17 protein-coding genes are annotated in these 22,973 nt (G+C 69.2%); 8 read left to right on the top strand and 9 right to left on the bottom strand.

Features of this window, described 5'->3' with window-relative positions:
• Positions 1 to 159: 159 nt before the first annotated feature.
• The 9 genes from E4V01_RS12630 to E4V01_RS12590 all read right to left on the bottom strand — a co-directional run bounded on the left by E4V01_RS12630 (position 160) and on the right by E4V01_RS12590 (position 12,074).
• Positions 160 to 2,028, bottom strand: coding sequence for a response regulator (locus tag E4V01_RS12630; protein WP_060770256.1), 1,869 nt, complete (start codon positions 2,026 to 2,028; stop codon positions 160 to 162).
• Positions 2,025 to 3,758, bottom strand: coding sequence for a response regulator (locus E4V01_RS12625; protein ID WP_135298577.1), 1,734 nt, complete (start codon positions 3,756 to 3,758; stop codon positions 2,025 to 2,027). The genes E4V01_RS12630 and E4V01_RS12625 overlap by 4 nt, the downstream gene beginning before the upstream one ends.
• A complete protein-coding gene (gene cheB, locus E4V01_RS12620) occupies positions 3,755 to 4,840 on the bottom strand; it encodes a chemotaxis-specific protein-glutamate methyltransferase CheB (protein ID WP_135298576.1) in 1,086 nt (361 codons plus the stop codon). The genes E4V01_RS12625 and cheB overlap by 4 nt, the downstream gene beginning before the upstream one ends.
• Positions 4,837 to 7,083, bottom strand: coding sequence for a response regulator (locus E4V01_RS12615; protein WP_135298575.1), 2,247 nt, complete (start codon positions 7,081 to 7,083; stop codon positions 4,837 to 4,839). Before E4V01_RS12615 ends, cheB begins: the two co-directional genes overlap by 4 nt.
• Positions 7,084 to 7,107: 24 nt before the next feature.
• Positions 7,108 to 8,802 (bottom strand): methyl-accepting chemotaxis protein, encoded by a 1,695-nt coding sequence (locus E4V01_RS12610; RefSeq protein ID WP_060770252.1) that lies wholly within the window; start codon positions 8,800 to 8,802, stop codon positions 7,108 to 7,110.
• A gap of 133 nt (positions 8,803 to 8,935) precedes the next feature.
• Entirely contained in the window at positions 8,936 to 9,493 is a 558-nt protein-coding gene (locus tag E4V01_RS12605) for a chemotaxis protein CheW (protein WP_135298574.1), read from the bottom strand.
• Positions 9,490 to 10,935 carry a protein-glutamate O-methyltransferase CheR gene (locus tag E4V01_RS12600; RefSeq protein WP_135298573.1) on the bottom strand — a complete coding sequence of 482 codons (1,446 nt, stop codon included), beginning with the start codon at positions 10,933 to 10,935 and terminating at the stop codon, positions 9,490 to 9,492. The genes E4V01_RS12605 and E4V01_RS12600 overlap by 4 nt, the downstream gene beginning before the upstream one ends.
• An 11-nt stretch (positions 10,936 to 10,946) precedes the next feature.
• Positions 10,947 to 11,447 (bottom strand): chemotaxis protein CheW, encoded by a 501-nt coding sequence (locus tag E4V01_RS12595; RefSeq protein WP_135298572.1) that lies wholly within the window; start codon positions 11,445 to 11,447, stop codon positions 10,947 to 10,949.
• A 138-nt stretch (positions 11,448 to 11,585) separates the two neighbouring features.
• Entirely contained in the window at positions 11,586 to 12,074 is a 489-nt protein-coding gene (locus E4V01_RS12590) for a MucR family transcriptional regulator (protein WP_135298606.1), read from the bottom strand.
• 613 nt (positions 12,075 to 12,687) lie between these two features.
• Between E4V01_RS12590 and E4V01_RS12585 the strand changes: the two genes are divergently transcribed.
• The 8 genes from E4V01_RS12585 (at position 12,688) to E4V01_RS12550 (ending at position 22,885) form a co-directional block, all read left to right on the top strand.
• Entirely contained in the window at positions 12,688 to 13,089 is a 402-nt protein-coding gene (locus E4V01_RS12585; RefSeq protein ID WP_245517535.1) for a hypothetical protein, read from the top strand.
• A gap of 71 nt (positions 13,090 to 13,160) precedes the next feature.
• A complete protein-coding gene (locus tag E4V01_RS12580) occupies positions 13,161 to 14,891 on the top strand; it encodes an efflux RND transporter periplasmic adaptor subunit (RefSeq protein ID WP_135298570.1) in 1,731 nt (576 codons plus the stop codon).
• Positions 14,892 to 15,130: 239 nt separating this feature from the next.
• The gene (locus tag E4V01_RS12575; RefSeq protein WP_135298569.1) at positions 15,131 to 18,307 is read left to right on the top strand and encodes an efflux RND transporter permease subunit; all 3,177 of its coding nucleotides are present in this window, start codon (positions 15,131 to 15,133) and stop codon (positions 18,305 to 18,307) included.
• A 26-nt stretch (positions 18,308 to 18,333) separates the two neighbouring features.
• Positions 18,334 to 18,711, top strand: a complete 378-nt coding sequence (locus tag E4V01_RS12570; RefSeq protein WP_135298568.1) for a hypothetical protein — start codon at positions 18,334 to 18,336, stop codon at positions 18,709 to 18,711.
• Positions 18,712 to 18,741: 30 nt separating this feature from the next.
• On the top strand, positions 18,742 to 19,128 hold the full coding sequence (locus tag E4V01_RS12565) for a DUF305 domain-containing protein (protein ID WP_135298567.1): 387 nt from the start codon (positions 18,742 to 18,744) through the stop codon (positions 19,126 to 19,128).
• 849 nt (positions 19,129 to 19,977) lie between these two features.
• Complete coding sequence (locus tag E4V01_RS12560; protein WP_060772285.1) at positions 19,978 to 20,289, top strand: hypothetical protein; 312 nt, start codon at positions 19,978 to 19,980, stop codon at positions 20,287 to 20,289.
• A gap of 299 nt (positions 20,290 to 20,588) precedes the next feature.
• Entirely contained in the window at positions 20,589 to 21,308 is a 720-nt protein-coding gene (locus E4V01_RS12555; RefSeq protein WP_135298566.1) for a carbonic anhydrase, read from the top strand.
• An 8-nt stretch (positions 21,309 to 21,316) separates the two neighbouring features.
• Positions 21,317 to 22,885 (top strand): SulP family inorganic anion transporter, encoded by a 1,569-nt coding sequence (locus E4V01_RS12550; protein ID WP_135298565.1) that lies wholly within the window; start codon positions 21,317 to 21,319, stop codon positions 22,883 to 22,885.
• Positions 22,886 to 22,973 lie beyond the last annotated feature (88 nt).

The following is a 22,973-nucleotide window of genomic DNA, read 5'->3' as shown; positions in this document are numbered from 1 at the left end:
CCGCGCCCCGAAGCAGCGTGGCGCATAAACATCTTCCTGCGGGCCGATGCGGAGTGCAATCCTTGCGCGCGCGGGTTCACCGGAAGTGGCACGAATGTGTCCGGTAATGTGCGCTTGCGAGAGGGGCGGACCGTCCCTTGCGATGGGCTCGAGGCCCGGTCAGGCCGTGGTGTCGAGAAGCTGCGAGACCCGCGCCGCGAGTTCGGCGGAGGCGAAGGGCTTTGTCATCACCGGCAGATCCTCGGGAATCTGCACGGCTTCCGCATGGCCCGTCAGCAGAAGGATCGGCACGCCGGAAAAGCGCTGGCGGATCGCGGCGGCGAGCTCGACCCCGGTCATGCCGGGCATGGCGAGGTCGGCCACCACGAGATCGAAGCGCGCGCCCTTCTCCATCAAGTCCAGAGCCGTGCGCCCGTCCGCCGCCTCGGTTTCGCTGTAGCCGAAATCGCTGAGGAAGGAGGCGGTGACGTGCCGCACCTCCTCGTCGTCGTCGACCACGAGGATGCGGGCCGGACTTGCCGCGATCACCACCGCCGGGGCCGCCGGCTCTTCGGTGCCCTGGGCGGCGCTCTCGGCGCGCGGGAGGGCGAGTTCGATCCGGGTGCCCCGGCCGACTTCGCTGGTGATGCGCAGCCGCCCGCCCGCCTGCTGGGCAAGGCCGAACACCATGGCAAGGCCGAGGCCCGTGCCCTGCCCGACCGCCTTGGTGGTGAAGAACGGCTCGCAGACGCGTTCCAGAATTTCCGGCGGGATGCCGGTGCCTTCGTCGGCGACCGTGACGACGGCGTAGGTGCCGGGTTCGAGATCGGGATCGTCGGAGATCTCGGCGCGGCGGGTCGAGATGGTGACCGTGCCGCCGTCCGGCATCGCGTCGCGGGCGTTGATGCAGAGGTTGAGCACCGCGAGTTCGAGCTGGTCGGGATCGACCAGGGCGAAGGGCATGTCGGGTTCGAGATCCCGCACGACGCTGACATGGCTGCCGAGGCTGGAGCCGAACAGCGCGCTCATTCCCTCGATCAGCGCGTTCGGGTCCACGGGCCGCGCATGGGCGTCGTTGGAGCGGCTGAAACTCAGGAGCCGCTTGGTCAGCGCCGAGCCGCGTTGCGCCGCGCCGGTGGCGTTGTCCACGAGGCGCTTGACCCGAGGCTGGTCGGCGATCTTGGGACCGACGAGTTCGAGACTGCCGAGGATCGCGGTCAGCAGGTTGTTGAAGTCGTGGGCGATGCCGCCGGCCAGCGTGCCGAGTGCCTGCATCTTGTCGGATTGGCGCAGCCGCGCCTCCAGGCTCTTCTGCTCGGTTACGTCCCGCTCGATCGTCGCGAGATGCGTGACCTCGCCGGCTCCGCCGCGGATCGGCACGCGGATGACATGCGACCAGCGCTCGGCGCCGAGCGCACCGCGGGCGATCACCGTCGAGCCCGCTTCGCCGGCCGCGACGGCACGGCGGTCGGCGCCTTCCGCTTCGTGGGCCTGAGGCGTATCGGCGATCTCGACCTCGGTGCGGTCGAGGCAGGCCTCGACCGTGCTGCCGACAAGGCTGGCCTTGCGCGCGTTCAGGCGCACGAAGCGGCCCGACGCGTCCTTGAAGGAGATCGCCTCCTCGGCGTGATCCAGGAGGCCGCGCAGCAGGGCACGCTCCGTGGCGAGATCGCGGCCGAGGCGGTGGCGTTCGTAGGCGTTGCGCACCGTGGCGCGCAGAAGCGTCGGGTCCCAGGGCTTGGCGACGTAGCCGATGATGCCGCCGCGATTGAGCGCCGCGATCACCGCCGAGATGTCGGCGTAGCCGGTGAGCAGGATGGCCTGCGCCTCGTGGAAACTGCGTACCTCGGCCAGCAGCGCGTCACCGGTCATGCCGGGCATGCGCTGGTCGGAGACGACGACCGCGATGTCCGGGTCGGCGCGGAGGATGTCGAGCGCCTCTTCGGGCTTGGCCGAGGTGAGCACCCGGTACTCGTCCTCGAACAGGTCCTCCAGAGCGATCAGGATGTCCGGCTCGTCATCGACGGCCAGAATCGTGCCTTTGCTCATACCGGTGCCGGTTGCCTCGGAATTCCGATGACGAAGCTCGCGCCGCCGCCCGGCGCCGTCTCGACGATCAGCGAGCCGCTATGCGCCTGAACGACGCTGTAGGCAATCGCCAAGCCAAGCCCGGTTCCCGATCCGACCGGCTTCGTCGTGAAGAAAGGCTCAAAGATCTTTTCTCGTAACGCCTCGGGAATACCGGGCCCGGTGTCGCTGATGCGGATCATGTCGGTCTCGGCATCCGAATAGGTCGCCACCGTGATCGTCCCGTCGCCGTGGATTGCATCCGCTGCATTGCCGAGGATGTTCATGACAACCTGATTCAACAGGGCCGGCGTGCAGGAAATCTCCGCACGTCCCGAGAAGTCGCGGGTCACCGTGATCCGGGTGCCGAGCTTGTGCTGGATCAGCGCCAACACCGTCTCGATCGCTTCCGGCACGTTGACGAGGCCGCGCTCGCCCTCGTCGAGCCGCGAGAACTTCCGCAGATTGAGAACGAGATCCTGGATCCGGGTCAGGCCCAGACGCATCGAGCCGACCCGGTCGCGCGCCTTCATCAGCGCCCGCTGTCCCTCCGGCGCATCGGGCGGCGGCAAATCACCGAGCAGGCGTTCCACCGTGCCCTGGTGGGCGAGGATGAAGGCGAGCGGGTTGTTGATCTCGTGGGCGATGCCGGCGACCAACTCGCCGAGCGAGGCCATCTTGGCCGCCTGAACCAGCTTGGCCTGGGCCTCCGTCAGCTTGCGGTTGGCATCCTCCAGGTCACGGTTGGCCTGTCCGAGGGCGTCGGCGAGGGCGGCGCGGGCGGCGGCCGCCTCGGCCTCGGCGCGGGCGCGTTCCACCGCCCGCTCGCGGTCGCCGAACTCGCCGGAGATGCGGCGGTTGTCCTCTTCGAGCAGGCGGCGGCGGACGAGGCCGCGCACGCGCATCGCCAGGACTTCGCCGTCGGCCTTCGAGACCACATCGTCGGCGCCTGCGGCGAAGGCGGCGACCAGTAGGCTCTTGTCCGGCTTGTCACCGGCCATGCCGACGAGGGGGAAGGCGTTGCCGCCGCCCTCCGGTGCCTTCATGCGGCGCTCGGCGATCTCGGTGCAGAGCGCGATGCCGTCATAGGCGCTGCCGACGAGGTCGAGGGTCACGCAGTCGAATCCGGCGCCGGGTTCGTCGAGGGCCGCGAGCGCCCCCGTGCGGTCGGCCGCGGCGGCGACGGTGTGGCCTTCCTGGGTCAGCAGGCCGGTGAAGAAGGCGCGGTAGGTGGCGCTGCCATCGACGATCAGCACCCGGCCGCGGCGGAAGGCGGCGCCAGACGGTCCCTCCGTCGCGGAACTCTTGCGCTCGCGCAGGAGGGCGCGGATGCGCAGCACCAGCAGGTCGCGATCGGCCGACTTCTCGACATAGGCGTCGGCGCCGCTCTCGAAACCGTGGCGCTCGCCGTTGCGGGCGCTCGTGAGCATCACCACGGGCAGCGCCCGCGTGCGCAGCGAGAGCCGCATCTGTCGGGTGAACTCGTCGCCGTTCATGCCGGGCAGGTGGTGGTCGGCGACGACGAGATCGGGAAGGTCGGTGTTGAGCAGGTCGAGCGCGGCCTCGGCCGTGGCGCAGCGCTGCACCGAGAAACCCTGCCCTTCGAGCTGAAGCCGCAATTCGAGCGCCTGGGTCTCCGAATCCTCGACCAGCAGCAGGCGGTGGCCGGGTGGGGCGGATGATGCGCCGGAGGGCGATGCGCTCGCGGTCATGCCGGCTTCCTCTGTGCGAGCCGCACGAGATGGGGCGCCACTTGATCGATGGGGAGCACGCGGGACGCCGCGCTGAGGCGCACCGCCGCCGCGGGCATGCCGTAGACGACGGCGCTGCTCTCGTGCTCGGCCACCGTGGCGGCGCCGGCCTTGCGCATGTCGAGAAGGCCCTGCGCCCCGTCCTCGCCCATGCCGGTGAGCAGCACGCCGATGCCCTGCGCGCCGGCCTGCCGGGCAACGGAGCGGAACAGCACGGTCGCGGCCGGGCGCTGTCCGCCGACGGGGGCGCCGTCACTCACCCGCAGCGTGCCGTTCCCGCCGAGTTCGAGATGACGGTCGCCGGGGGCGACGTAGACATGGCCGGCCTGCATCACCTGACCGTCCCGCGCGACCCCGACGGGGAGCGGCACCACGCCGTCGAGCCAACTCGCAAAGCCGTCCATGAAGGCGGCGCCCATATGCTGAACCAGCAGGATCGGAAGCGGAAACTCGGCCGAAAGACCGCCGATCACCTTGGCGAGTGCCGGCGGGCCGCCGGTCGAGGCGGCGACTGCCAGCACGCTCGGTGCGGCTTCCGTTTCCAAGGAGGCCGGCAGGTCGAGCGGGGGCGCGGTCTTGCGCGCATTCCATTCCGCCCCGATCGGCCGGCGGCGGATGACCGGGACCGCGGCCATGATGCGCAGCTGCGTACAGATCTGGCCCGCGACCGCCTCGTAGCCGTCATTGGTCGTGGCCACCGGCTTCTCGACCACCGAAAGCGCGCCGGCCCTGAGCGCGTTCATCGAGATCTTGAGCGAGGAGTCCTCGACCGAATCGGCGATCACCACGATCGGCGTCGGCCGGCTCGCCATGATCCGGCGGGTCGTCTCCAGTCCGTCGATGCCGGGCAGGCGGATATCCATGGAGATCACGTCCGGGCGCACGGTCTCGATCGCCGCGAGCGCCGCCTCGCCGGATTCCACGGCGCCGGCCAGTTCCAGCCGCGGATCACGGGCGATGATGTGGGTGAGGAGGATGCGCACCACGAGCGAATCCTCGACAACCAGCACGCGCACGCGCGGATTCCCTGCCCCTCCGTTCACAGCAACTGACCGATGGTGTCCAAGAGTTCGCGCTGATCGAATTTCTGCTTGGTGAGGTAGGCGTCGGCGCCGAGTTCCAATCCCCGGGCGACGTCTTCCTCGTCGCCGCGCGACGTCATCAGCACGATGGGGAGACGCGCGAAATCCTCTTCGGCGCGCAAAGCCTCGACGAGACCAAAGCCGGTGAGGCGCGGCATCTCGACGTCGGCGACCACGAGATCGACCGGCTCGATGCGCGCGCGCAGACGGTCGAGCGCCTCCTGCCCGTCGACGCAGACGATCACGCGGTAGCCCGCCGCTTCCAAGATGCTTTTCTCCAAGGTGCGGGTGGTGATCGAGTCGTCCACGACAAGAATCGTCGAACGTCGCGTTTCCGGGATCGTTCCGCTGCCGTCCCCAAGTCCTCTCGACGGGGACCGGCCGGCGCGCAGGCCGGCGCGGCCGATCCGGTCGATGAGTCCGTCCGGATCGAGGACGAGGGCGGGGGTATCGGTGCCGAGGATCACCGTGCCGGTGACGAGGGCAGGATCGCTGCCGATCGGCGGTGCGGGCAGGACGAGGAGCGTGCGCACCTCCTCCAGGCGATCGACCGCGAGCAGGCAGCGCCCCCGCGTGCCGCGCAGACGCACGATCGGGATCATCGCACCCTCCGGGCGGCTGCTGCCGAGGCCGAGCAGATCGCCGAGTTCGGCGAGTGGCAGCGTCACGGTCTCGCCGCCCTCCCCCGCCACCTGCGCCACCGGTCGGCCCGCCACCGTGGACAGGGCCGAGGCATCGAGCCGCGAGAGCGCTTCCGCGGCACCGCTCGGCAGGGCGAAGCGGGTGCCACCAGCCGAGACGATCAAGACCGGCCGCCGCGCGGCCGAGAGCGGCAGGGTGAGGATCAGCGACGTGCCGTGCGGATGGCGGCGGACGAGCTGCACTTGTCCGTGCAGGGAGCGGGCGACCTCGGCCACCACCGACAGGCCCATGCCGCGGCCCGACAGGGCATCGACCGAACCGGCGGTGGAGAAGCCCGGCTCGAACGGCAGCGCGAGCAGCATATCCGGATGGAGGCTCTCGCCCGGCGCGATCAACCCGCGAGCGCGACCCGTCGCCTCGATCGCCGCGAGGTCGGGCCCGCGGCCATCGTCGTGAATGCCGAGGACGAGCCGCCCGCCCTGTGCCTCGACGGTGAGCCCGATCGTAAGGGAGGCGGGCTTGCCCTGGCGCTGCCGGCTTTCCGGACTCTCCGCGCCGTGGCTCAGCGCGTTGCGCAGGGCGTGCAGCACCGGATCCTTGAGCGCCTGAAGCATTGCCCGGTCGACCGGCAGGTCGAGCCCGCGCGTCGCGACCTCGACGTCCTGTCCGTCGGAGCGGGCCATATCGCGCACCGCGCGGGCGAGGCCGCCGAACACCGTCTCAGCCGGCACCAGCGCGAGGCGCTCGGCTTCCTCGCGCAGGCGGCGCGCGGCGATCTCGACGGACAGGATGACGGTCTTGTGCCCTTGCGCGAGGTCGGAGGCTTCGCGCGACAAGGCGGCGAGCCCCGATTCGATCTCGGCGAGCGCCCGGCGCAAAGCCGCGGTCTCCGTTTCCTCGGCCCCGCCGGGGATGGTATCCGGAACGCGGCGGGCGGCCTCCGTGCGGCGGCGCAGGGCGCCCGCGTTCGCCGAGAGACGCGTGATGCGCTCGGCGACGGCCCCCTGCCCCGGCAGCGCGGCCCAGAGCCCGTAGCTCGCCCGCGTCAGGGCTTCGACGGCCGAGGCCGGCACGCGAAGAATGGCTTGCGAAGGCTCCGCGGCCGGTTCGGTCGCGGCAGCCGGAGCGGCCGTTGGCGCGGCGGTCGGGGCAACCGGCGGCGAATCCGACTCGGGCCGAGCCGGTTCCGAAGCGGCGGCCTCGGGGTCGAGGCAGGCATTCAGCGCGGCCAGCGCATCCTCGGGCATGCTCGCCTGCCCCGTCGCGGTCGCGGCGACGTAGGCCTCGATCCGATCGAGGGCGAGATGGGTCGCGGCCCGTGCCGCCCGGTCGAGCGGGCGCTGGCCGGCACTGATGCGTTCGAACAGCGCTTCGAGCTGGTGCGAGACCGCCTCCACGGGAGGCAGATCGACGGCGCGGGCCGCGCCCTTCAGGCTGTGGGCGCGACGGAACACGTCGTGCCAATCGACCGGCCCCTCCGCCGCGAGGGCGGCGCGGATCGCGTCGAGATGCTCGCGGTGCTCGATCTCGAAGGCGGCGAGAAGCTGCTGGCGGATGTCCATGCGGCGGGACGCTCGGCCGGACCGCTAAAGCCGGTAGCGCTCGGCCAGAGCCATCAGCCCCTGTGCCAGCTCGGTCAGGTTGGCCGAGGCGGTTTCGACCTCGCGGGTGCCGGCGGCCGTCTGCTGGCTCGCCTGCCGGATGTTCTGCAACGCTCCCATCACCTGCTCGATGCCGAGCTGCTGCTGGTTGGTCGAGGCCACGATCTGCTGGAAGGTTTGCACGCCCTCCTCCACGCGCGCCGCCATCTCCTCGATGGTGCGGACGGTCGAATCGGTGCGGTTCTTGCCGGCGGCGGCGCGCTTGACCGCCTCCTCGGTCAGCATGACCGAGGCGTTGATGCCGCGCTGGATCTCCCCGAGGATGCCGCGCACCTGCGCGGTCGCGCCCTTCGCTTGGTCGGCAAGGAGCTTCATCTCGGAGGCGACGATGGCGAAGCTGCGCCCGCTCTCGCCGGCCGCCGCTGCCTCGATGGCGGCATTGAGGGCGAGCAGGTGGGTGCGCTCCGAGATGTCGTTCACCGTGACGATGATCTCGCCGATGGCTTGTGTCTTCTCGCTGAGAGCGACGATGTTGCCGGCAACCGCCTCGCCCTGCTCGCGGATCGCATCCATCGCCTTGGCGGTGTCGGTAGCGGCGCGCAGGCCCGAACGCGCGGTCTGCGCCGCGGCCTGGGCGGTGGCGATGACTTCGGTGGCGCGCTTCAAGATCTGCGCCCCCGAATGGGTGATCTCGTCCACGGTCGCCGCGGTCTCCTGGACGGCGGCGAACTGCTCCTCGACGCTGGCCGCCTGTTCCTGGGCGGAGGCGCGGATCTCGGCCGCGGCGGCGTTGAGGTCGGCAGTGGCGGCGCGGTTGGTCCGGGCAAGGTCGGACAATCCAGCCACCATCCGGTTCAACGTGTCCCCGAGCCGACCGACCTCGTCTGTGCCGGAGCGGTTCAGGCGCCCCGTCAGGTCGCCGTCACCGATCTGTGCGACGAAGCGCATCACGTCCTCCAGTGGGCGGACCACCGCGCGGCTGATCAGCGCCGTCACCAGGATGGAGAGCAGGATCGAGGCGGCGACGGTGATCGCAACGGAGATCACGCTGTTGCGATAGATGTCGCTGACGCTGCGCTGGCCGGCACCGATGACGCCGTCGAGGGCGGTACGGGCGTTGGCGATGCTGCGCAGCAAGCCATCATGCAGCCGGTTGACGTCCTCGTTTCTGGCCTCGACCGTGGCGATGTCGCGGGCATCCACGGCGCGGAGCTGCTGCTCGCTGGCGTTGCGGACCTGGCGGAACGCCTCGCTCGTCTCGGTCAAGACGGCTCCGAGCCGGCCCCAGGCCACAGCGCGTTCTGCGGAGAGTGCGGCGGATTGATACTCCTTCACCTCGCCGGTCATGGTGGCGAGGAGCCGTTCCAGCTCCGCCACGTTCTGGCGCCAGCTTCCCAGGAAATCTTCCGAGCGGCCCGAGTTCGACGCCGGGTTTGCCTGCGCCTGGGTCAGAACGGAGATCACGGCGTTGCGGCGCACCAGACCCATGTTTCGCGCGACGTTGCCGAGGTCGTCGAGCTGGCGCAGCACGCCGACGTCGCGCGTCACGATGAGGTCGGTCGTGTCGCGCACGCTGCCGATCTGGCGCAGAGCGTATGCGCCGAGAGCCGCGACGATCAGGCTCGCCGCCACGAAGCCGAGGAGGATGCGTTTTCCGATCGAGATCGACACGGGCGACATGACTCCGGCAGGCGGCGCGGGGAGAGGGTTCGGGTTCTCGGGGCCGCCTCCGTCGCGGGCGGCTCCAAGCTTCTGTTTTGACGCGCGCTCGACCGAACCGGCTTCCCGGTCGGCGTAAGAACGCGCGCGACGGTCACGTCGTGAAGCGGCCCAGCAGGGCCGGGATATCGATGAGGGAGAAGTCCTCGGGGATCCCGCCCGTTCTGTCCGAGCCGGGCGGTGCATAGCCCGAAAGCGGTCCGCGTCCCAGACTTTCCGACTCCGTCGTTGGCCGGGCCAGCGTGGTTTCGATTTGCGCGATCCCGAGCACGCGATCGACGGCGAGCGCGACCGGCGGCTCCTGCGCGCGCAGGCGCACCACGTGTCCGCCTTCTTCGGTCTCCGCGCGGTCCAGTCCCAGGCAGGCGGCGAGGTCGAGAACACTGACGATCACCCCCGACACCGCCGTGATGCCTCGGAGCGCCGGCGGTGCACCCGGCAGCGCCGTGCAGGCTCCCTCAGGCGTGACGCCCGCGACCGCCGTGAGCGGCACGCCGTAGCGCTCCGCCCCGCAGGCGCAGACGAGATAGGGTGCGGTCTCGATCGTCCGCTCCTGCCCCACCGTTCGGGCAGCGAGTGCGGCGGCGCGGGCATCGAGCAGCGCGGCGGTGCGCGCTTCGGCATCCGCTCCGGCGGTCACGCCGATCTTCATGCGTCTCGGCCCGTGATTCCGGCCAGGGCACGGCGTGCGCTCTCGGCCAAGCGTGCGGCGCTCACTCCGTCTCCCTCCGGCAGGATCGTTTCGGGCGGCAGTCCTTGCGCGAGGCGCAGGGCGTTGTCGAGGGCGCGGGCGGCCTCGCTCCGGCGTCCGACGCGGGCGAGCAGCAACCCGAGCTGAAAATGGGCCATCACGAAGCCGCGGTCGAGGAACAGCGCCCCCCGCAAGGCCCGTTCGGCCTCCCGCTCCCGCCCGAGATCGAGGGCGAGCAGACCCTCATAGTAGCGCAGGGGCGAATCGGTGGCGTAGCCGTCGATCTCTTCGTGCAATCGGCGCCACGCCCGCGCGGTCTCGCCCGCATCGGCCAGCACGCGGATCTCAGCGAGGAGATCACCCGGCGACAGCGGATGCGCGATCGCGGCCGGTGCCGGGATCGGCAACGGCAGGGCAGGCACCGGGTCAGGCGCGGGTTCCGGCAGCGCGAACAGGATCGGCGCCGGTTCCGGAGGCGCGGGCCCGAGGACAGGCGGCGGCTGGGGCGCTGGCGTGTCGATCGGGCGGTAGGCGACCGTTCCCGGCAGGGCCACGGGCTGCAGCCACTGCGAGAAGGTGGGATTGGGCTCGGCATGCCCGATCAGGAGCCAGCCCTGCGGGTTCAGCCGCTCGCCGAGCGCCCGCACGATACGGGTGACATGGTCGGCGCTGAAATAGATCAGGACGTTGCGGCACAGGATCAGGTCGAAGCCCCCCTGTATCCGGTCGCTCCCGTCGATCAGGGTGAGCAGGTTCTGCCGTTCGAAGCGCACCATGCGGCGAAACGCCGGCCGCAGGGCGTAGCCGCCATGCGGCAAGCCCGGTCGGGCGGGGGTGCGGCGAAACCAGCGCGCGCGCTCCTCGGTGTCCAGGGTCCGCAGGGCCCAGGGGCCGAACTCCGCCTCGCGCGCGACGGCGAGCGCGGCGGCGCTGAGATCGGTGCCGAGGATCGTCACGGACCAGTCGGCAAGGGCTTCGCCGAGAAGATCGTGCACGAGGATGGCGAGGGAATACGGCTCGGCCCCGGTAGAGCAGCCGGCACTCCAGATCCGCAGACGGCGGATCTCGCGGCGTGCCTCGATCACTTCCGGAAGAATCGTCCGGCGCAGGGCGGCGAATTGCTCGGCGTAGCGAAAGAAGAAGGTCTCGCCGATGGTGATCTCGGCCTCGAGTGCGGCCCATTCTTCCCGGCCGGCCGCGCCGTCGAGCAGGGATGAATAGGCGGCGCAGTCGGCGACCCCACAACTTCGCATGCGCTTGCGCAGGCGATCGTAGAGCAGGTCGTCCTTGTCTTCGTAATAGTTGTGTCCGGTCCGGGCGATCACCCGATCCTTCAGAGCCGGAAATCCGGGATCCACCGTCGCGCTGGCGACGCGTCGGGATCGCTCGACCGGGGCCGTCACGACCGGTGTCCTCAGACGGCTCGCGCCCCAGCGGGCTCGAACCGGGCAAGCCGCGTCGTCGCCTGCCGGGTCAGCGCTTCGAGCCGGGTCCGCTCGTCGAGGGTCAAGATGCGGTCGAGGGAGAGGAGGTGCACGAGTTGGTCACCCATTGCGAATTCGCCGACGACGCAGCCGTTGAGGCTGCGGGCGGATTCGACCGGCCGCAGGGACTCTTCCTCGACTTGAACGAAGTCGAGCGCCCGATCGACGAGAAAGGCGATGCCGCCCCCGCGGGCTAGCACGACGTGCCGGTAGGGATCGCGATCGCCGCCCGCGTCGCGAAGCGCGAACAGGGCGGCGAGATCGATGACGGGCACCGGCTCGCCGGCCAGATTGAGAAGGCCCGCGAGCGGACCGCCCGCGGCCGGCGGCGTGTGCAGGCGCGGCAGCGGGAGAATCTCGCGGATCTCGGCCTGCGGCAAGGCGCAGGTCGTCCCGGCGATGTCGAGAAGTAGGGTGGGCAAACGCGCCATCGCATGTCCTTGGGGCGGTTCGCCGCGGGAGCGGACGACGGGACCGCTCGTCACCTCGATCATGCGGTTGACGCTCGCCGAACGCAAAGGTTTCACGAACGACCGGTCCGGCCGTCCGTTCCTGCGGCGAGCGCCGTATCAGGCGACCTTCTGGCGCGACCGCGACTTCGTTGCCGGCTCGGGCGCGGGGGCCTCTTCCTCGATACGACCGCCCGGCCGGCCGAGGCCGATCGACTTCGCGAGGGCGGAGCGCTGCGCGGCGTAGTTCGGCGCGACCATCGGATAGTCGTTCGGCAGACCGTAGCGCTGGCGATACGAATAGGGATCGAGGCCGTGGGTGCCGAGATGGCGCTTGAGCGTCTTGTACGGCTTACCGTCGATGAAGCTGATGATCGCTTCCGGCGTCACCGACTTGCGGACCTGCCCGGCGGATGGCTTCTCGATCACTTCCTCGGCGGGAGCGGCCACAGCCTCGGGGCTGCTGAGGGTGGTCAGCGCCGTATGCACGCTGATGATCAGGCCCGGAAGCTCGGAAGCGGGGACTGAGTTGTTCGACACATAAGACGAGACGATGTCGCTCGCCAGTTCGACGAAATCGTTGAACGATTTCTGGTTTTCTTCTGTCATTCTGCTTGTCCGTTCCGTAGGCCCCCGGGCGCCAAAATCATACGTGATGCGCACCGATGCAAGAGAAGAATTCAAAAAACTACGCCAGGCTTGTGGGTATTGAGGATGGCACACTCAAGTCCAGCGTCGCCGTTGAAGCGTAGAACGTTAAATGGAAGACGTGCTCGCACGGTCCAATGATGTGTCATAGCTTAACTTTTTCGACGCCAAGCCGGAGCGTTACGGCATCCGGAACGTCCTATAAGCGACGGACGGATCGAGAGTTTCAGCGCGGCGTCCGCACTTGGCGCAGCGGCGCGGAAGGAGGATGCACGCATCGTGCCTGCCCTCTGGCCGACCCGCGAGGCGCTGGACGGGAAACGTGCGACGTGTCGGCCTCTTAAGCACCCATATTCTACACTATACAACCTATGCGAGACGATCCGTCGCGCCGTCATCAAGCCTCGATTTGTGTCTCCAAGTCCATCGAAGGTGGCGGTTTCGGGCGGGGTATGCCGTTCTTGTGAACGCGGCCGTCGCGGCTCTCATCGCCCGCCGGCCTCTGTTGACGGCGACGTGTCCATGCTACGGGTCACGCACAATGAAGTCCGTTCGTCTCATAGCGCTGTGGCTGGTGGCGGTGATCCTCACGATCGCCGCCGTGCTGATGCCGTCCGGCGCCCGCGCGCACGGCGTGCACGAGCACGTCGCTCAGGCGCAGCCGGTCGCGGCCTCGGCGCCTGACCTCGCGATTGCCGGATCGGACGTCCGGCGCGCCGCTCTGATGTCGGTCGTTCGAGCGGATGCGATACCGGTAATCGGGCAATCCCGGATGGACTGCGCCTGCCCGGCTTGCGCGGCCGGCGGTGTTTGCGGCCATGCGCCGTCGTCCTGCTGCGCCACCGGGCTCGCCCCGTCACCGGTTCCGGCCCTTCCGCCGGCCGCCGCGCAGGCCTGTGCCCCTGCGCGCGACGGACCGCGTCTGTCGGGCATCGTGCCCGAGGCGCAGATCGAGCCGCCCCGAATCCTCGCCTGATGCCCGATCCCCATCCGGTACGCTCCGTGCCGGGTGATGTCGTTGCTCATCCGGCGAAGGATTCGTTCCCCATGTCCATCCGTCTCGCGGCGGCGCTTCGGGCGCTGGCTGTCTCGCTCGTGCTCGCCGCCGCATCGGCAGCGGGCAGTGCCGCCCTGGCCCATGAGGGTCACAGCCACGGTGACGAGGTGCCGGCTCTGCCTGCACAGACCACCCCTCGGGCCGAAGCGGCCTCGGCCACCTTCGAACTCGTGGCGGTGGCGTCCGGCAACCGGATACGATTCTATCTCGATCGGTTCAGCAGCAACGAGCCCGTGAACGGCGCCGAGATCGAGATCGAGACGCCGGACGGCCCGGCCGAGACGCGGGCCGTCGGCGACGGCGTCTACGAGATCGCGGCCCCCTGGCTGGCCGGTGGTCGACGATACGACCTGCTCGCGACCGTGACGGCCGACGGTATGACGGACGTGCTGGCCCTCGATCTGCACCTGCCCGAGCCGGAGGCGGCAGCGATGCCGGTCCAGGCCGAAGCGTCGGCCTGGCTCGCCCATCTCCGCCGTCATCTCACCCATCAGGGTCCGATCGGTGCGGCCGCCGGCGGGTTTCTGCTCGGGCTCGCCGTCATCATGCTCGTGCGCGCGCGCCGGGCGCTCCCCGCCTTCGCGGTCCTCGCTCTGACCCTCACGCTTCTCCTCGGCACGGCCGCCCTTGCCCATGAGGGACATGCTCATGAGACAGATCGGCCCGGCGAAGGGGGGGCCGCAGCGGTTGAGGGCGTGGCTCTCACCGCGCCCATGGCCGTGCCCGTCGAGCGCGCCCGGCGCCTGCCGGGCGGCGCGGTGTTCGTCCCGAAATCGACGCAGCGCCTGCTCGCTTTGCGCACCGGCCTCACCGGCATCGCCGACCATCGCCGCACCGTCGAATTGCCGGGGCGTGTCATCGCCGATCCGAATGCCAGCGGCGTGGTGCAATCATCGGTCGGCGGCCGCCTCGCCCCCCCGCCCGGCGGTTTCCCGAATCTCGGCACACGGGTCCGCAAGGGTGAGGTGCTCGCCACCGTCACGCCGCCGGTCCAGGCGGTCGATCTCTCCGACATGCGCCAGACACAGGGCGATCTCGACCAGCAGATCGCCATCACCGGCCGCAAGGTCGCCCGCTACGAGCGCCTCGCCGCGACCGGCGCGGTGGCGCAGACCGCCTTGGAGGACGCCCGCGCCGAACTCGCCGGCCTGAAGGACCGCCGCGCCGCCCTCGACACGATTCGCCGCGCACCCGAAGAGCTGATCGCCCCGGTGGACGGCGTCGTCGCCGAGCGGGCGGCGGTGGCGGGCCAGATGGCGGCGGCGGGCACGATGGTGTTCCGCATCGTCGATCCGGACAAGCTCTACGTCGAGGCGCTCAGCTTCGTCGGCCTGGAGCCTGGCGCCACTGCCACCGCACGGCTGCCCGATGGGCGCACGCTGGCGCTGGCATCCCGCGGCGCCGGCCTCGCCGACCGCAATCAAGCGGCGCCGGTGCAGTTCGCGATCACCGGAAGCACCGAGGGTGTCCGGCTCGGTCAGTTCGTGACCGTGATGGCGCCGACCGGCGAAACCATCGGCGGATTGGCCGTGCCCCGGGCGGGGATCGTCCGAACCGAGAGTGGCGCGGTGGTCTACGAGCACGTCTCCGCCGAGCGGTTCGAGCCGCGGCCCGTGCGGGTCGAGCCGCTGGATGCCGAGCAGGTGATCGTCGCCGGTGGCCTCGGCGCCGGCCGGCGCGTCGTGGTGCAGGGCGCCGAACTGCTCGATCAGGTCCGCTAGAACATCGTCCCGGATATCGGATCCGGTTCGATGCTCTAGCCTGTTGTTTCGCATCCTCTTTTTCCGAAAGCCGGACGCCACCTTTCGGGATGATGCTCTAGCCTGTTGTTTCGCATCATCTTTTTTCCGAAAGCCGGACGCCACCTTTCGGGATGATGCTCTTGCCTGTTGTTTCGCATCATCTTTTTTCCGAAAGCCGGCAGCCACCTTTCGGGATGATGCTCTGGGGACGCCTCGCTATGTTCGCCCTTCTCGTCCGCGGCGCCCTGCTCAACCGGGTGCTGGTCCTGGCGCTCTGTCTCGGCCTGGTGCTGGCCGGCGGCCTCGCGCTCACGCGCCTGCCCGTCGATGTGCTGCCCGATCTCAACCGCCCCACCGTCACGGTGATGACGGAGGCCGAGGGCTATGCCCCGCCGGAGGTGGAGCAGCTCGTCACCTATCCCATCGAGACGCGGATGAACGGCCTGCCCGGCGTCACCCGTGTCCGCTCGGTGTCGAGTGCCGGGCTCTCCATCGTCACCGTCGAATTCGGCTGGGAGACCGACCTCTACCGCGACCGCCAGTTCGTGGCCGAACGCCTCGCCCTGGTGCGATCCGAGCTGCCGGCGGGCATCGTCCCGCAGATGGGCCCGGTCGCCTCGATCATGGGCGGCATCCTGCTCGTTGCCGTCACGAGCGAGACGTCGAGCCCGATGCAGGTCCGCGAGACGGCCGACTTCATCCTGCGCCCGCGCCTGCTGTCGATTCCCGGCGTCGCACAGGTGATCCCGATCGGCGGCGAGGTGCGCCAGTTCCGCGTCAGCCCCAATCCGGCGGCGATGCGGGCGCTCGGCGTCAGCAACGAAGCGCTCGTCACCGCTTTGTCCGGCTTCGGCACCAATGCCGGCGGCGGGTTTGCCGACGCCAACGCCCGCGAGATCCTGATCCGCAACATCGGCCGCACCCTGAGCCTGGAAGACTTGCGCAACCTCGTGATCCCGACGGGCCCGCAGGGTGCGACGGCAGCGGCCGACCTGCCCGGCACCGGCAACCCGGCGATCGAGGGCCGCGTCTATCTGCGCCAGATCGCCGAGGTCGCGTTCGCGGCGCGGCCCAAGCGCGGCGATGGCGGCTATCGCGGCGAGCCGGCGGTGATTCTCTCGGTCGAGAAGCAGCCCGGCGTCGATACCGTGCGCCTGACGCAGGCCGTCGAGGCGGCGCTGATGGAGATCGCACCCACTCTGCCGAAGGGCATGGACGCCCAGAAAATCCTGTTCCGGCAGGCGGACTTCATCGAGACGTCGCTCGCCAATGTCGAGCGGGTGCTGATGGAGGCGGTCGCGGTGGTGGCCGTGGTGCTGTTCGCCTTCCTGATGAACGCGCGCACGACGCTGATCTCGCTCACCGCGATTCCGGTCTCGATCCTGACCACGGCCCTGGTGTTCTGGCTCTTGGGCTTCTCGATCAACACCATGACGCTCGGCGGGCTCGCCATCGCCATCGGCGAATTGGTCGATGACGCGGTGGTCGATGTCGAGAACATCTTCCGCCGGCTGCGCGAGAACCGGGCCGAGGGCTCGCCCCGCAGCGTGTTCGACGTGGTGGTGGCCGCCTCCAGCGAGGTGCGATCCGGCATCGTTTACGCGACCGCAATCATCGTGCTCGTCTTCGTGCCGCTGTTCGCGCTCTCCGGCATTGAGGGCCGGCTCTTCGCCCCGCTCGGCCAAGCCTATATCGTCGCGATTCTGGCGAGCCTGCTGGTCTCCGTCACCCTGACGCCGGTCCTCGCCTCCTGGCTGCTGCCGGGGATGAAGACCCTGGCCGAGCGCGAACCGCTCTTGGTGCGGCGGCTCAAGGCCGGCAATGCGGCGCTGCTCAAGCTCGCGCTGGCCCATCCGCGGGTGCTGATTTCCGGCATCGCCCTCTGCGTCGTCGCGGCGGGAATCGCTGCGGCGCATCTGCCGCGCGCCTTCCTGCCGGCCTTCAACGAGGGCTCGCTCACCATCAACGCCACCTTCCGCCCCGGCATCTCCCTCGCCGAGAGCAGCCGCGTCGGCGCCATCGCCGAACGGCTGGTGCTCGACGTGCCGGAAGTCGCCACCGTCGGGCGCCGAACCGGCCGCGCCGAACTCGACGAGCATGCGGAAGGTGTCCACTCCTCCGATCTCGAAGTGCGGCTGAAAGCCGGCCGCCCCCGCGAAACGGTGATCGCCGAGATCCGCGAGCGCCTCGCGGTTCTGCCGGTGACGGTCAATGTCGGCCAGCCGATCTCGCACCGGCTCGACCATATGCTCTCGGGCGTGCGCGCCGAGATCGCCCTGAAACTGTTCGGCGACGACCTCGATAGCCTGCGCGCCGCGGCCGAAGGCATCCGCGAGCGGATCGCGGCAGCGGTGCCCGGCGTCACCGACCTTCAGGTCGAGCGGCAGGTGCGCATCCCGCAACTCGACATCCGGGTCGATTACGGCCGCGCCGCGCTCTACGGCGTCTCGCCCTCGACTGTGGTCGAGACCATCGCCCGGCTCGCCAACGGACGAACGCTCTCGACCATCGCCGACGGACCGCGCCGCTTCGACGTCACCCTGCGCCTGCCCGAGGCCCGGCGCAGCCCGCAGGCGCTGGGCGACCTCCTGATCGAGACGCCGTCGGGCTGGGTGCCGGCCCGCGAGATCGCCGACATCCGCGAGACCGACGGGCCGAACCAGATTCTGCGCGAGAACGGGCGGCGGCGAATCGTGGTGCAGGCCAATTCCGACGGCCGCACCGATATGGCGGCCATCGTCGCCGGTATCCGCCGCGTGCTGGCCGAGACGCCCCTGCCCGAGGGGGTGAGTGCGCGGCTGGAGGGCAGCTACGAGGCGCAAGGGGAGGCTGCGCGCACCATCGGCGGGCTCAGCCTCGTGTCGCTCGCCCTCGTCTTCGCCCTGCTGCACGGGCGCTACCGCTCGGTGCCGCTGGCCCTGATCGTCATGGGCAACGTGCCGCTGGCCTTGATCGGCAGCGTTCTGGCACTCTGGATGGCCGACCTGCCGCTGTCGGTCGCCTCGATGATCGGGTTCGTCACGCTCACCGGCATCGTTGCCCGCAACGGCATCCTCAAGATCAGCCACATGCTGAACCTCGCCCGCGACGAAGGGCTGGCCCTTGGCCCTGCCCTCGTGACCCGGGCAAGCCTGGAGCGGATGACGCCGGTGCTGATGACGGCTTTGTCGGCCGGCATCGCCCTGGTGCCGCTGCTGATCGACGGCACGGCGCCGGGCAAGGAGATCCTGCACCCCGTTGCCGTGACGATCTTCGGCGGCTTGATGAGCGCGACCCTGCTCGACGCCGTGCTCACTCCCGTTCTCGTCCTGATGTTCGGGCGAGGTGCCTTTGCTCGGCTTCATGCTCCGGCCGGAGCCGACGCGCTGCACGCACCCGTGCGTGAAGCCTTTTGATCCAACCGCATTCCAGGAGACGATCGATGAACCGCCCGATGTCCTGCGCCGTGCTGGCTTTGCTTCTGCTGGCCGCACCCGCGAGCGGCCAGCACGCCCATGACCATCCGCCCGGCCCCAATGGCGGTCGCGTCGAGGATGCGGGCGCGTGGCACGCCGAACTCGTGACACGGGCCGAGACCGTCTCGGTCTATCTCAGCGACGGTGACGGCAAGCCCCTGCCGGCCGAGGGGTTCAAGGCGGTCGCCATCCTCAAATCCGGAGCCAAGACGGCCCGCATACTCCTCAGTCCAGCGGGCAATCGGCTCACCGGAACGGCCGAGGCCGCCCTGGGGGACCGTCCCGGCGGCGCGGTGCGCATCACCGGGCCGGGCGGCGTCACAGCCAGCGCCCGCTTCGACTGATTTCTATTCGCGATACCAGGAGCATTCTCGATGTCGAAGACAATCCTCGCGGTTCTCGTCGCCAGTATTTTGGCCGGCACAGCCCTCGCTCAGGACCCGCACCACCATCACGGGCACGGTCAACCGGATGCGAAGGCCGCGGTGCAGGACAGCGCGGCGACCAAGGCGTTTCGCGAGGCCGACGCCCGCATGCACCGCGAGATGGACATCCGCTACACCAACGACATCGATCTCGATTTCGTGCGCGGGATGATCCCGCATCATCGCGGCGCGATCGAGATGGCGAAGATCGCCCTCGAACACTCGAAGGATCCCGAGATCCGCAAGCTCGCCGAAGACATCGTGAAGGCGCAGGATACGGAAATCGCGCAGATGGAAGCCTTCCTCAAGCGCAAGCAAGCGGCCAGGCACCGCTGAGAGGCCGTTGCCGCTCTCCTCCGGGGACCGTGACAGTTCTACCGGGTGAATCGCTGAGCTTCGAAGCACGGCGCAGCGCGTCCCCGCAGAAGCGATGCCACGGGATCGACCCTGCGGGATGCTTCGAGGCCGAGCTTTCGCGCGGGACCTCACGGCGAGGACAAGCGAAAGCACTGAGTGATCGTGGCGCAACGATCGTCGGAGCGCGCGCCGTGCTTCGACGACTGTATTTTTTTACGATCATATCGAGGCCAAGCAACGGCGCGGATTGAAAATCGACGGAGATCACTCCGCTCTGAAGGTGTCCGCCCGGCTTGAAGACATTTCGATCGACGGACGATCGATCAAGCGTCGCTGCTGATATCCTCGTCCGCTCTTTGAAAATGCCCCTCGCCGGCGCGGCTGCTCTTTGCAGCTCACCGCTCTGCTCCGACGAAACGTCAGTCGTTCCAAGTCCGCCGCTCCGATCCGGTCGTCTGGCGACGGCTTGATCGGTTCGCGATGGAGGCCGCCGCCCTGGTTCAGGCGCTGCGCTGTTTCGCGGGATGGGCGACCTTGATGATCGACCGCTGCTCTTATCGTCGATCTATGATTAGGTAGTTCAGCGAAGTGCCGTCGGATTTAATCCTGACCAATCGCAATCAATTTTCATCCCTCGATCACGTCTAGTTTATCGTTGAAATGTGCCGTTGCGCACCGGGCAAACAATCTGCCAGGATTAAATCATGAGTATATTCCGGTGATAAAACGCACTTTCCAAATATAATTCGTGGAATTACTGTCTCATTGCGACACCTGAAGAAGACGAAAAATAATTCGCAACTCAGGGATTACGAGAGGATGTTCGATATGAAGCGCATTGTGACACTCGGTTTCCTGGCGGCTGCGGCCGTTGCTTTGCCGCTCACGGCGCAGGCTCAGGACGGTGGAAATGGCAGCCGCCAGCAGGCGGGCGGCGGCTTCATGAGCAGCTACGTGGACGATCCCTACCACGACCCCCGATCGCTTCACTCGCAGCGTTCGGGCTCGGGCCAGATCCTCGGCGCGCCGATGCTCAGCGAGAACGCCGGCGCCAAGGGCGGCGACATTCGCCCTGCCGCACGCATGGGCTCGGTCGAGTCGCGCTGGTCCGCCGGCACCGCTCCGCGCCGGGCGCGCTAAGCAAGGCTTGTCCGCCGGCGGCGCTCAACCCCCGCTGCCGGCCACGTCCCCGCCATCCGACTCCGGCCGCCCCGCTTCGGGCCGACCGGGTATCCCGGACGACACCGTACCGGCTCACACGTCGTCGCAGTCCTTGCGGCGGCGCGGGCGGCCTTATGCCTGACGGAGGCGTCGGCATCACCGCGTCTCGCCTGATCGGACTTCGCGGAGCGACAGGCGGGATGCGCCTGTCATCCAGCCAACATCTCATGCGTCCCGGCGTGTCGGCTCACGCGTGGTGACGGACAGCGGGGTTTGACGTGGACGGCATCATCCAAGGCCTCTCGAACTTCCGGGGAACGGTCTTTCCGGGCCAGCAGCAGATGTATCAGCGGCTGGTGCGCGACGGCCAGCAGCCGCAGGCGCTCATCATCGCCTGCGCCGATTCCCGCGTCTCGCCCGAGCACATCACGCAGGCCGGTCCGGGCGACCTGTTCGTATGCCGGAACGCCGGCAACATCGTGCCGCCCTTCTCGCAGCAGAACGGCGGCGTGTCCTCCGCGATCGAGTACGCGGTCGTCGCACTCGGCGTGCTCGACATCGTGATCTGCGGTCATTCCGATTGCGGCGCCATGAAGGGACTTATGAATCCCGAGGCGCTGGGCAACATGCCCAACGTGGCGGCGTGGCTGCGCCACAGCCATGCGGCGAAACAGATCGTCTGCGAAGCCTATCCCGAGGGCATGGACCCGAAGGAGCGCCACCGCGCCGTCGCCCTCGAAAACGTCGTGGTGCAGCTCAGCAATCTTCGCACCCATCCGAGCGTGGCGACGGCTTTGGCCCGCGGCAAGCTCAGACTGCACGGCTGGTTCTTCGAAATCGAGAGTGGCCAAGTGCTCGCCTATTGCGGCGAGCGCAGCCGCTTCATCCCCATCGACGAAGCCACGGGGGTCCCCGTCGCCCAGGCTTCGGCGTCGCGGATCGCCACCCCCGAATTCGCCGGCCCCGAAGCCGTCCCCCACGCCATCGCAGCGGAGTAGATCTCGCCATGCGCGCCTCCCTCGCCCGGCTGATGCCGTCGACCATCGGCCGGGATCTTCCGGCCTCCTTCGTCGTCTTCCTCGTGGCGATGCCCCTCTGCATGGGCATTGCCATGGCCTCCGGTGTGCCAGCCGAGCGCGGTCTCATCACCGGCATGATCGGCGGCATCGTCGTCGGCTTCCTCGCCGGCTCGCCGCTTCAGGTCAGCGGCCCGGCCGCGGGCCTTGCCGTCATCGTCTTCGAGTTCGTGCGTGAGCACGGTATCGACGCGCTCGGGCCGGTCCTCGTCGCGGCGGGCGCCATCCAGCTTCTTGCCGGGGCGCTCCGGGTCGGCGGCTGGTTCCGGGCGATCTCGCCGGCGGTCGTGCACGGCATGCTCGCCGGCATCGGCATCCTGATCGTGCTGGCCCAGATCCACGTGTTGACGGACGCGCTGCCCAAGGCCAGCGGCCTCGACAACCTCGTCGCCATCCCCGCCGCGTTCTTCAACTTCGTCTCCGGTCCGGACGGCAACCGCCCCGGGGCCGTGATCGTCGGCCTCGCCACCATCGTTGCGATGATCGGTTGGGAGAAGGTCCGTCCGGCCAAGCTCAAGCTGATCCCCGGTGCGCTGATGGGCGTCCTGGCCGGCACGCTCGTCGCGGCCGTCGGCAGCATGGATGTCAAGCGCGTCGAGGTGCCGGAGAACATCTTCTCCGCCGTGACCATGCCGGGGATGGGCGACTGGAGCCGTCTGGCCGAGCCGGCGATGATCCTGATGGCGGTCACCCTTGCGGTCATCGCCAGCGCGGAGAGCCTGCTCTCGGCGGCGGCGGTGGACCGGATGCATGACGGCCCGCGCACGCAGTACAACCGCGAACTCGGGGCGCAGGGTATCGGCAACATCCTCTGCGGCCTCGCGGGCGGCCTGCCGATGACCGGCGTGATCGTCCGCTCCTCGGCCAACGTCCAGGCGGGCGCGGCGACGCGAGCCTCCACCATCCTGCACGGGAGCTGGATCCTCGCCTTCCTGCTGGTCCTGCCGATGGTGCTGAAGGTCGTGCCGACGGCCTCCCTCGCCGGAATCCTCGTCGTGACGGGCTGGCGCCTCGTGAGCCCCGCCCACGCCTTCCACCTGCACAAGCGTTACGGCCTGCCGACCGCCGCGATCTGGTTGGCTACCATGGTGATGGTCGTCGCCACCGACCTGTTGACCGGTGTTCTCACGGGCCTCGCGCTCAGCCTCGTTCAGGTGATCCCGCACTACCTGCGTGGCCCGCTCAAGATCGAGGGTGGCGCGGCGCAGACCATGCAGGGCGGAGCGCTTCAGGCGGTGCCGGAACTGCGGCTCTCGGGCTCTGCGACCTTCCTCCAACTGCCGCACCTCACTGCGGCGCTGGAGCGGACGCCGGAAGGCTCGCCGGTCCGGCTCGAGGCGCAGGATCTGCGCCACGTCGATCACACCTGCCTGGAGATGATCCGGGAATGGGCGACGCGGCGGGCGAAGACCGGGTCCAGGGTCGAGGTCGTCGGCGGCGGCGCGAGCGGCCTGCACCACAGCCTCGCGATGGTCGCCCACGCCGCGCCGAAGGACTGACGGCAAGCGCAGAGACGCGACCCGAAAGCCGGCGACTGGCTTTCGGGACGAAGCTCCGGAACAGGAAAAGGCCGGTGCCGCGATGGGC

It is taken from the genome of Methylorubrum sp. Q1 (assembly GCF_004683995.1).
Taxonomy (GTDB): domain Bacteria; phylum Pseudomonadota; class Alphaproteobacteria; order Rhizobiales; family Beijerinckiaceae; genus Methylobacterium.
The sequence above is the reverse complement of the archived record's forward strand: the minus strand, read 5'-3'. Positions and strand labels throughout refer to the sequence as shown.

Coding starts and splice junctions, on each gene's coding strand:
- E4V01_RS12565 (WP_135298567.1), top strand. CDS start 18,742: ATGTCGAAGACAATCCTCGCGGTTCTCGTCGCCAGTATTTTGGCCGGC.
- E4V01_RS12615 (WP_135298575.1), bottom strand. CDS start 7,083: ATGGACATCCGCCAGCAGCTTCTCGCCGCCTTCGAGATCGAGCACCGC.
- E4V01_RS12580 (WP_135298570.1), top strand. CDS start 13,161: ATGTCCATCCGTCTCGCGGCGGCGCTTCGGGCGCTGGCTGTCTCGCTC.
- E4V01_RS12575 (WP_135298569.1), top strand. CDS start 15,131: ATGTTCGCCCTTCTCGTCCGCGGCGCCCTGCTCAACCGGGTGCTGGTC.
- E4V01_RS12605 (WP_135298574.1), bottom strand. CDS start 9,493: ATGAAGATCGGCGTGACCGCCGGAGCGGATGCCGAAGCGCGCACCGCC.
- E4V01_RS12590 (WP_135298606.1), bottom strand. CDS start 12,074: ATGACAGAAGAAAACCAGAAATCGTTCAACGATTTCGTCGAACTGGCG.
- E4V01_RS12625 (WP_135298577.1), bottom strand. CDS start 3,758: ATGACCGCGAGCGCATCGCCCTCCGGCGCATCATCCGCCCCACCCGGC.
- E4V01_RS12630 (WP_060770256.1), bottom strand. CDS start 2,028: ATGAGCAAAGGCACGATTCTGGCCGTCGATGACGAGCCGGACATCCTG.
- E4V01_RS12595 (WP_135298572.1), bottom strand. CDS start 11,447: ATGGCGCGTTTGCCCACCCTACTTCTCGACATCGCCGGGACGACCTGC.
- E4V01_RS12570 (WP_135298568.1), top strand. CDS start 18,334: ATGAACCGCCCGATGTCCTGCGCCGTGCTGGCTTTGCTTCTGCTGGCC.
- E4V01_RS12550 (WP_135298565.1), top strand. CDS start 21,317: ATGCGCGCCTCCCTCGCCCGGCTGATGCCGTCGACCATCGGCCGGGAT.
- E4V01_RS12560 (WP_060772285.1), top strand. CDS start 19,978: ATGAAGCGCATTGTGACACTCGGTTTCCTGGCGGCTGCGGCCGTTGCT.
- E4V01_RS12610 (WP_060770252.1), bottom strand. CDS start 8,802: ATGTCGCCCGTGTCGATCTCGATCGGAAAACGCATCCTCCTCGGCTTC.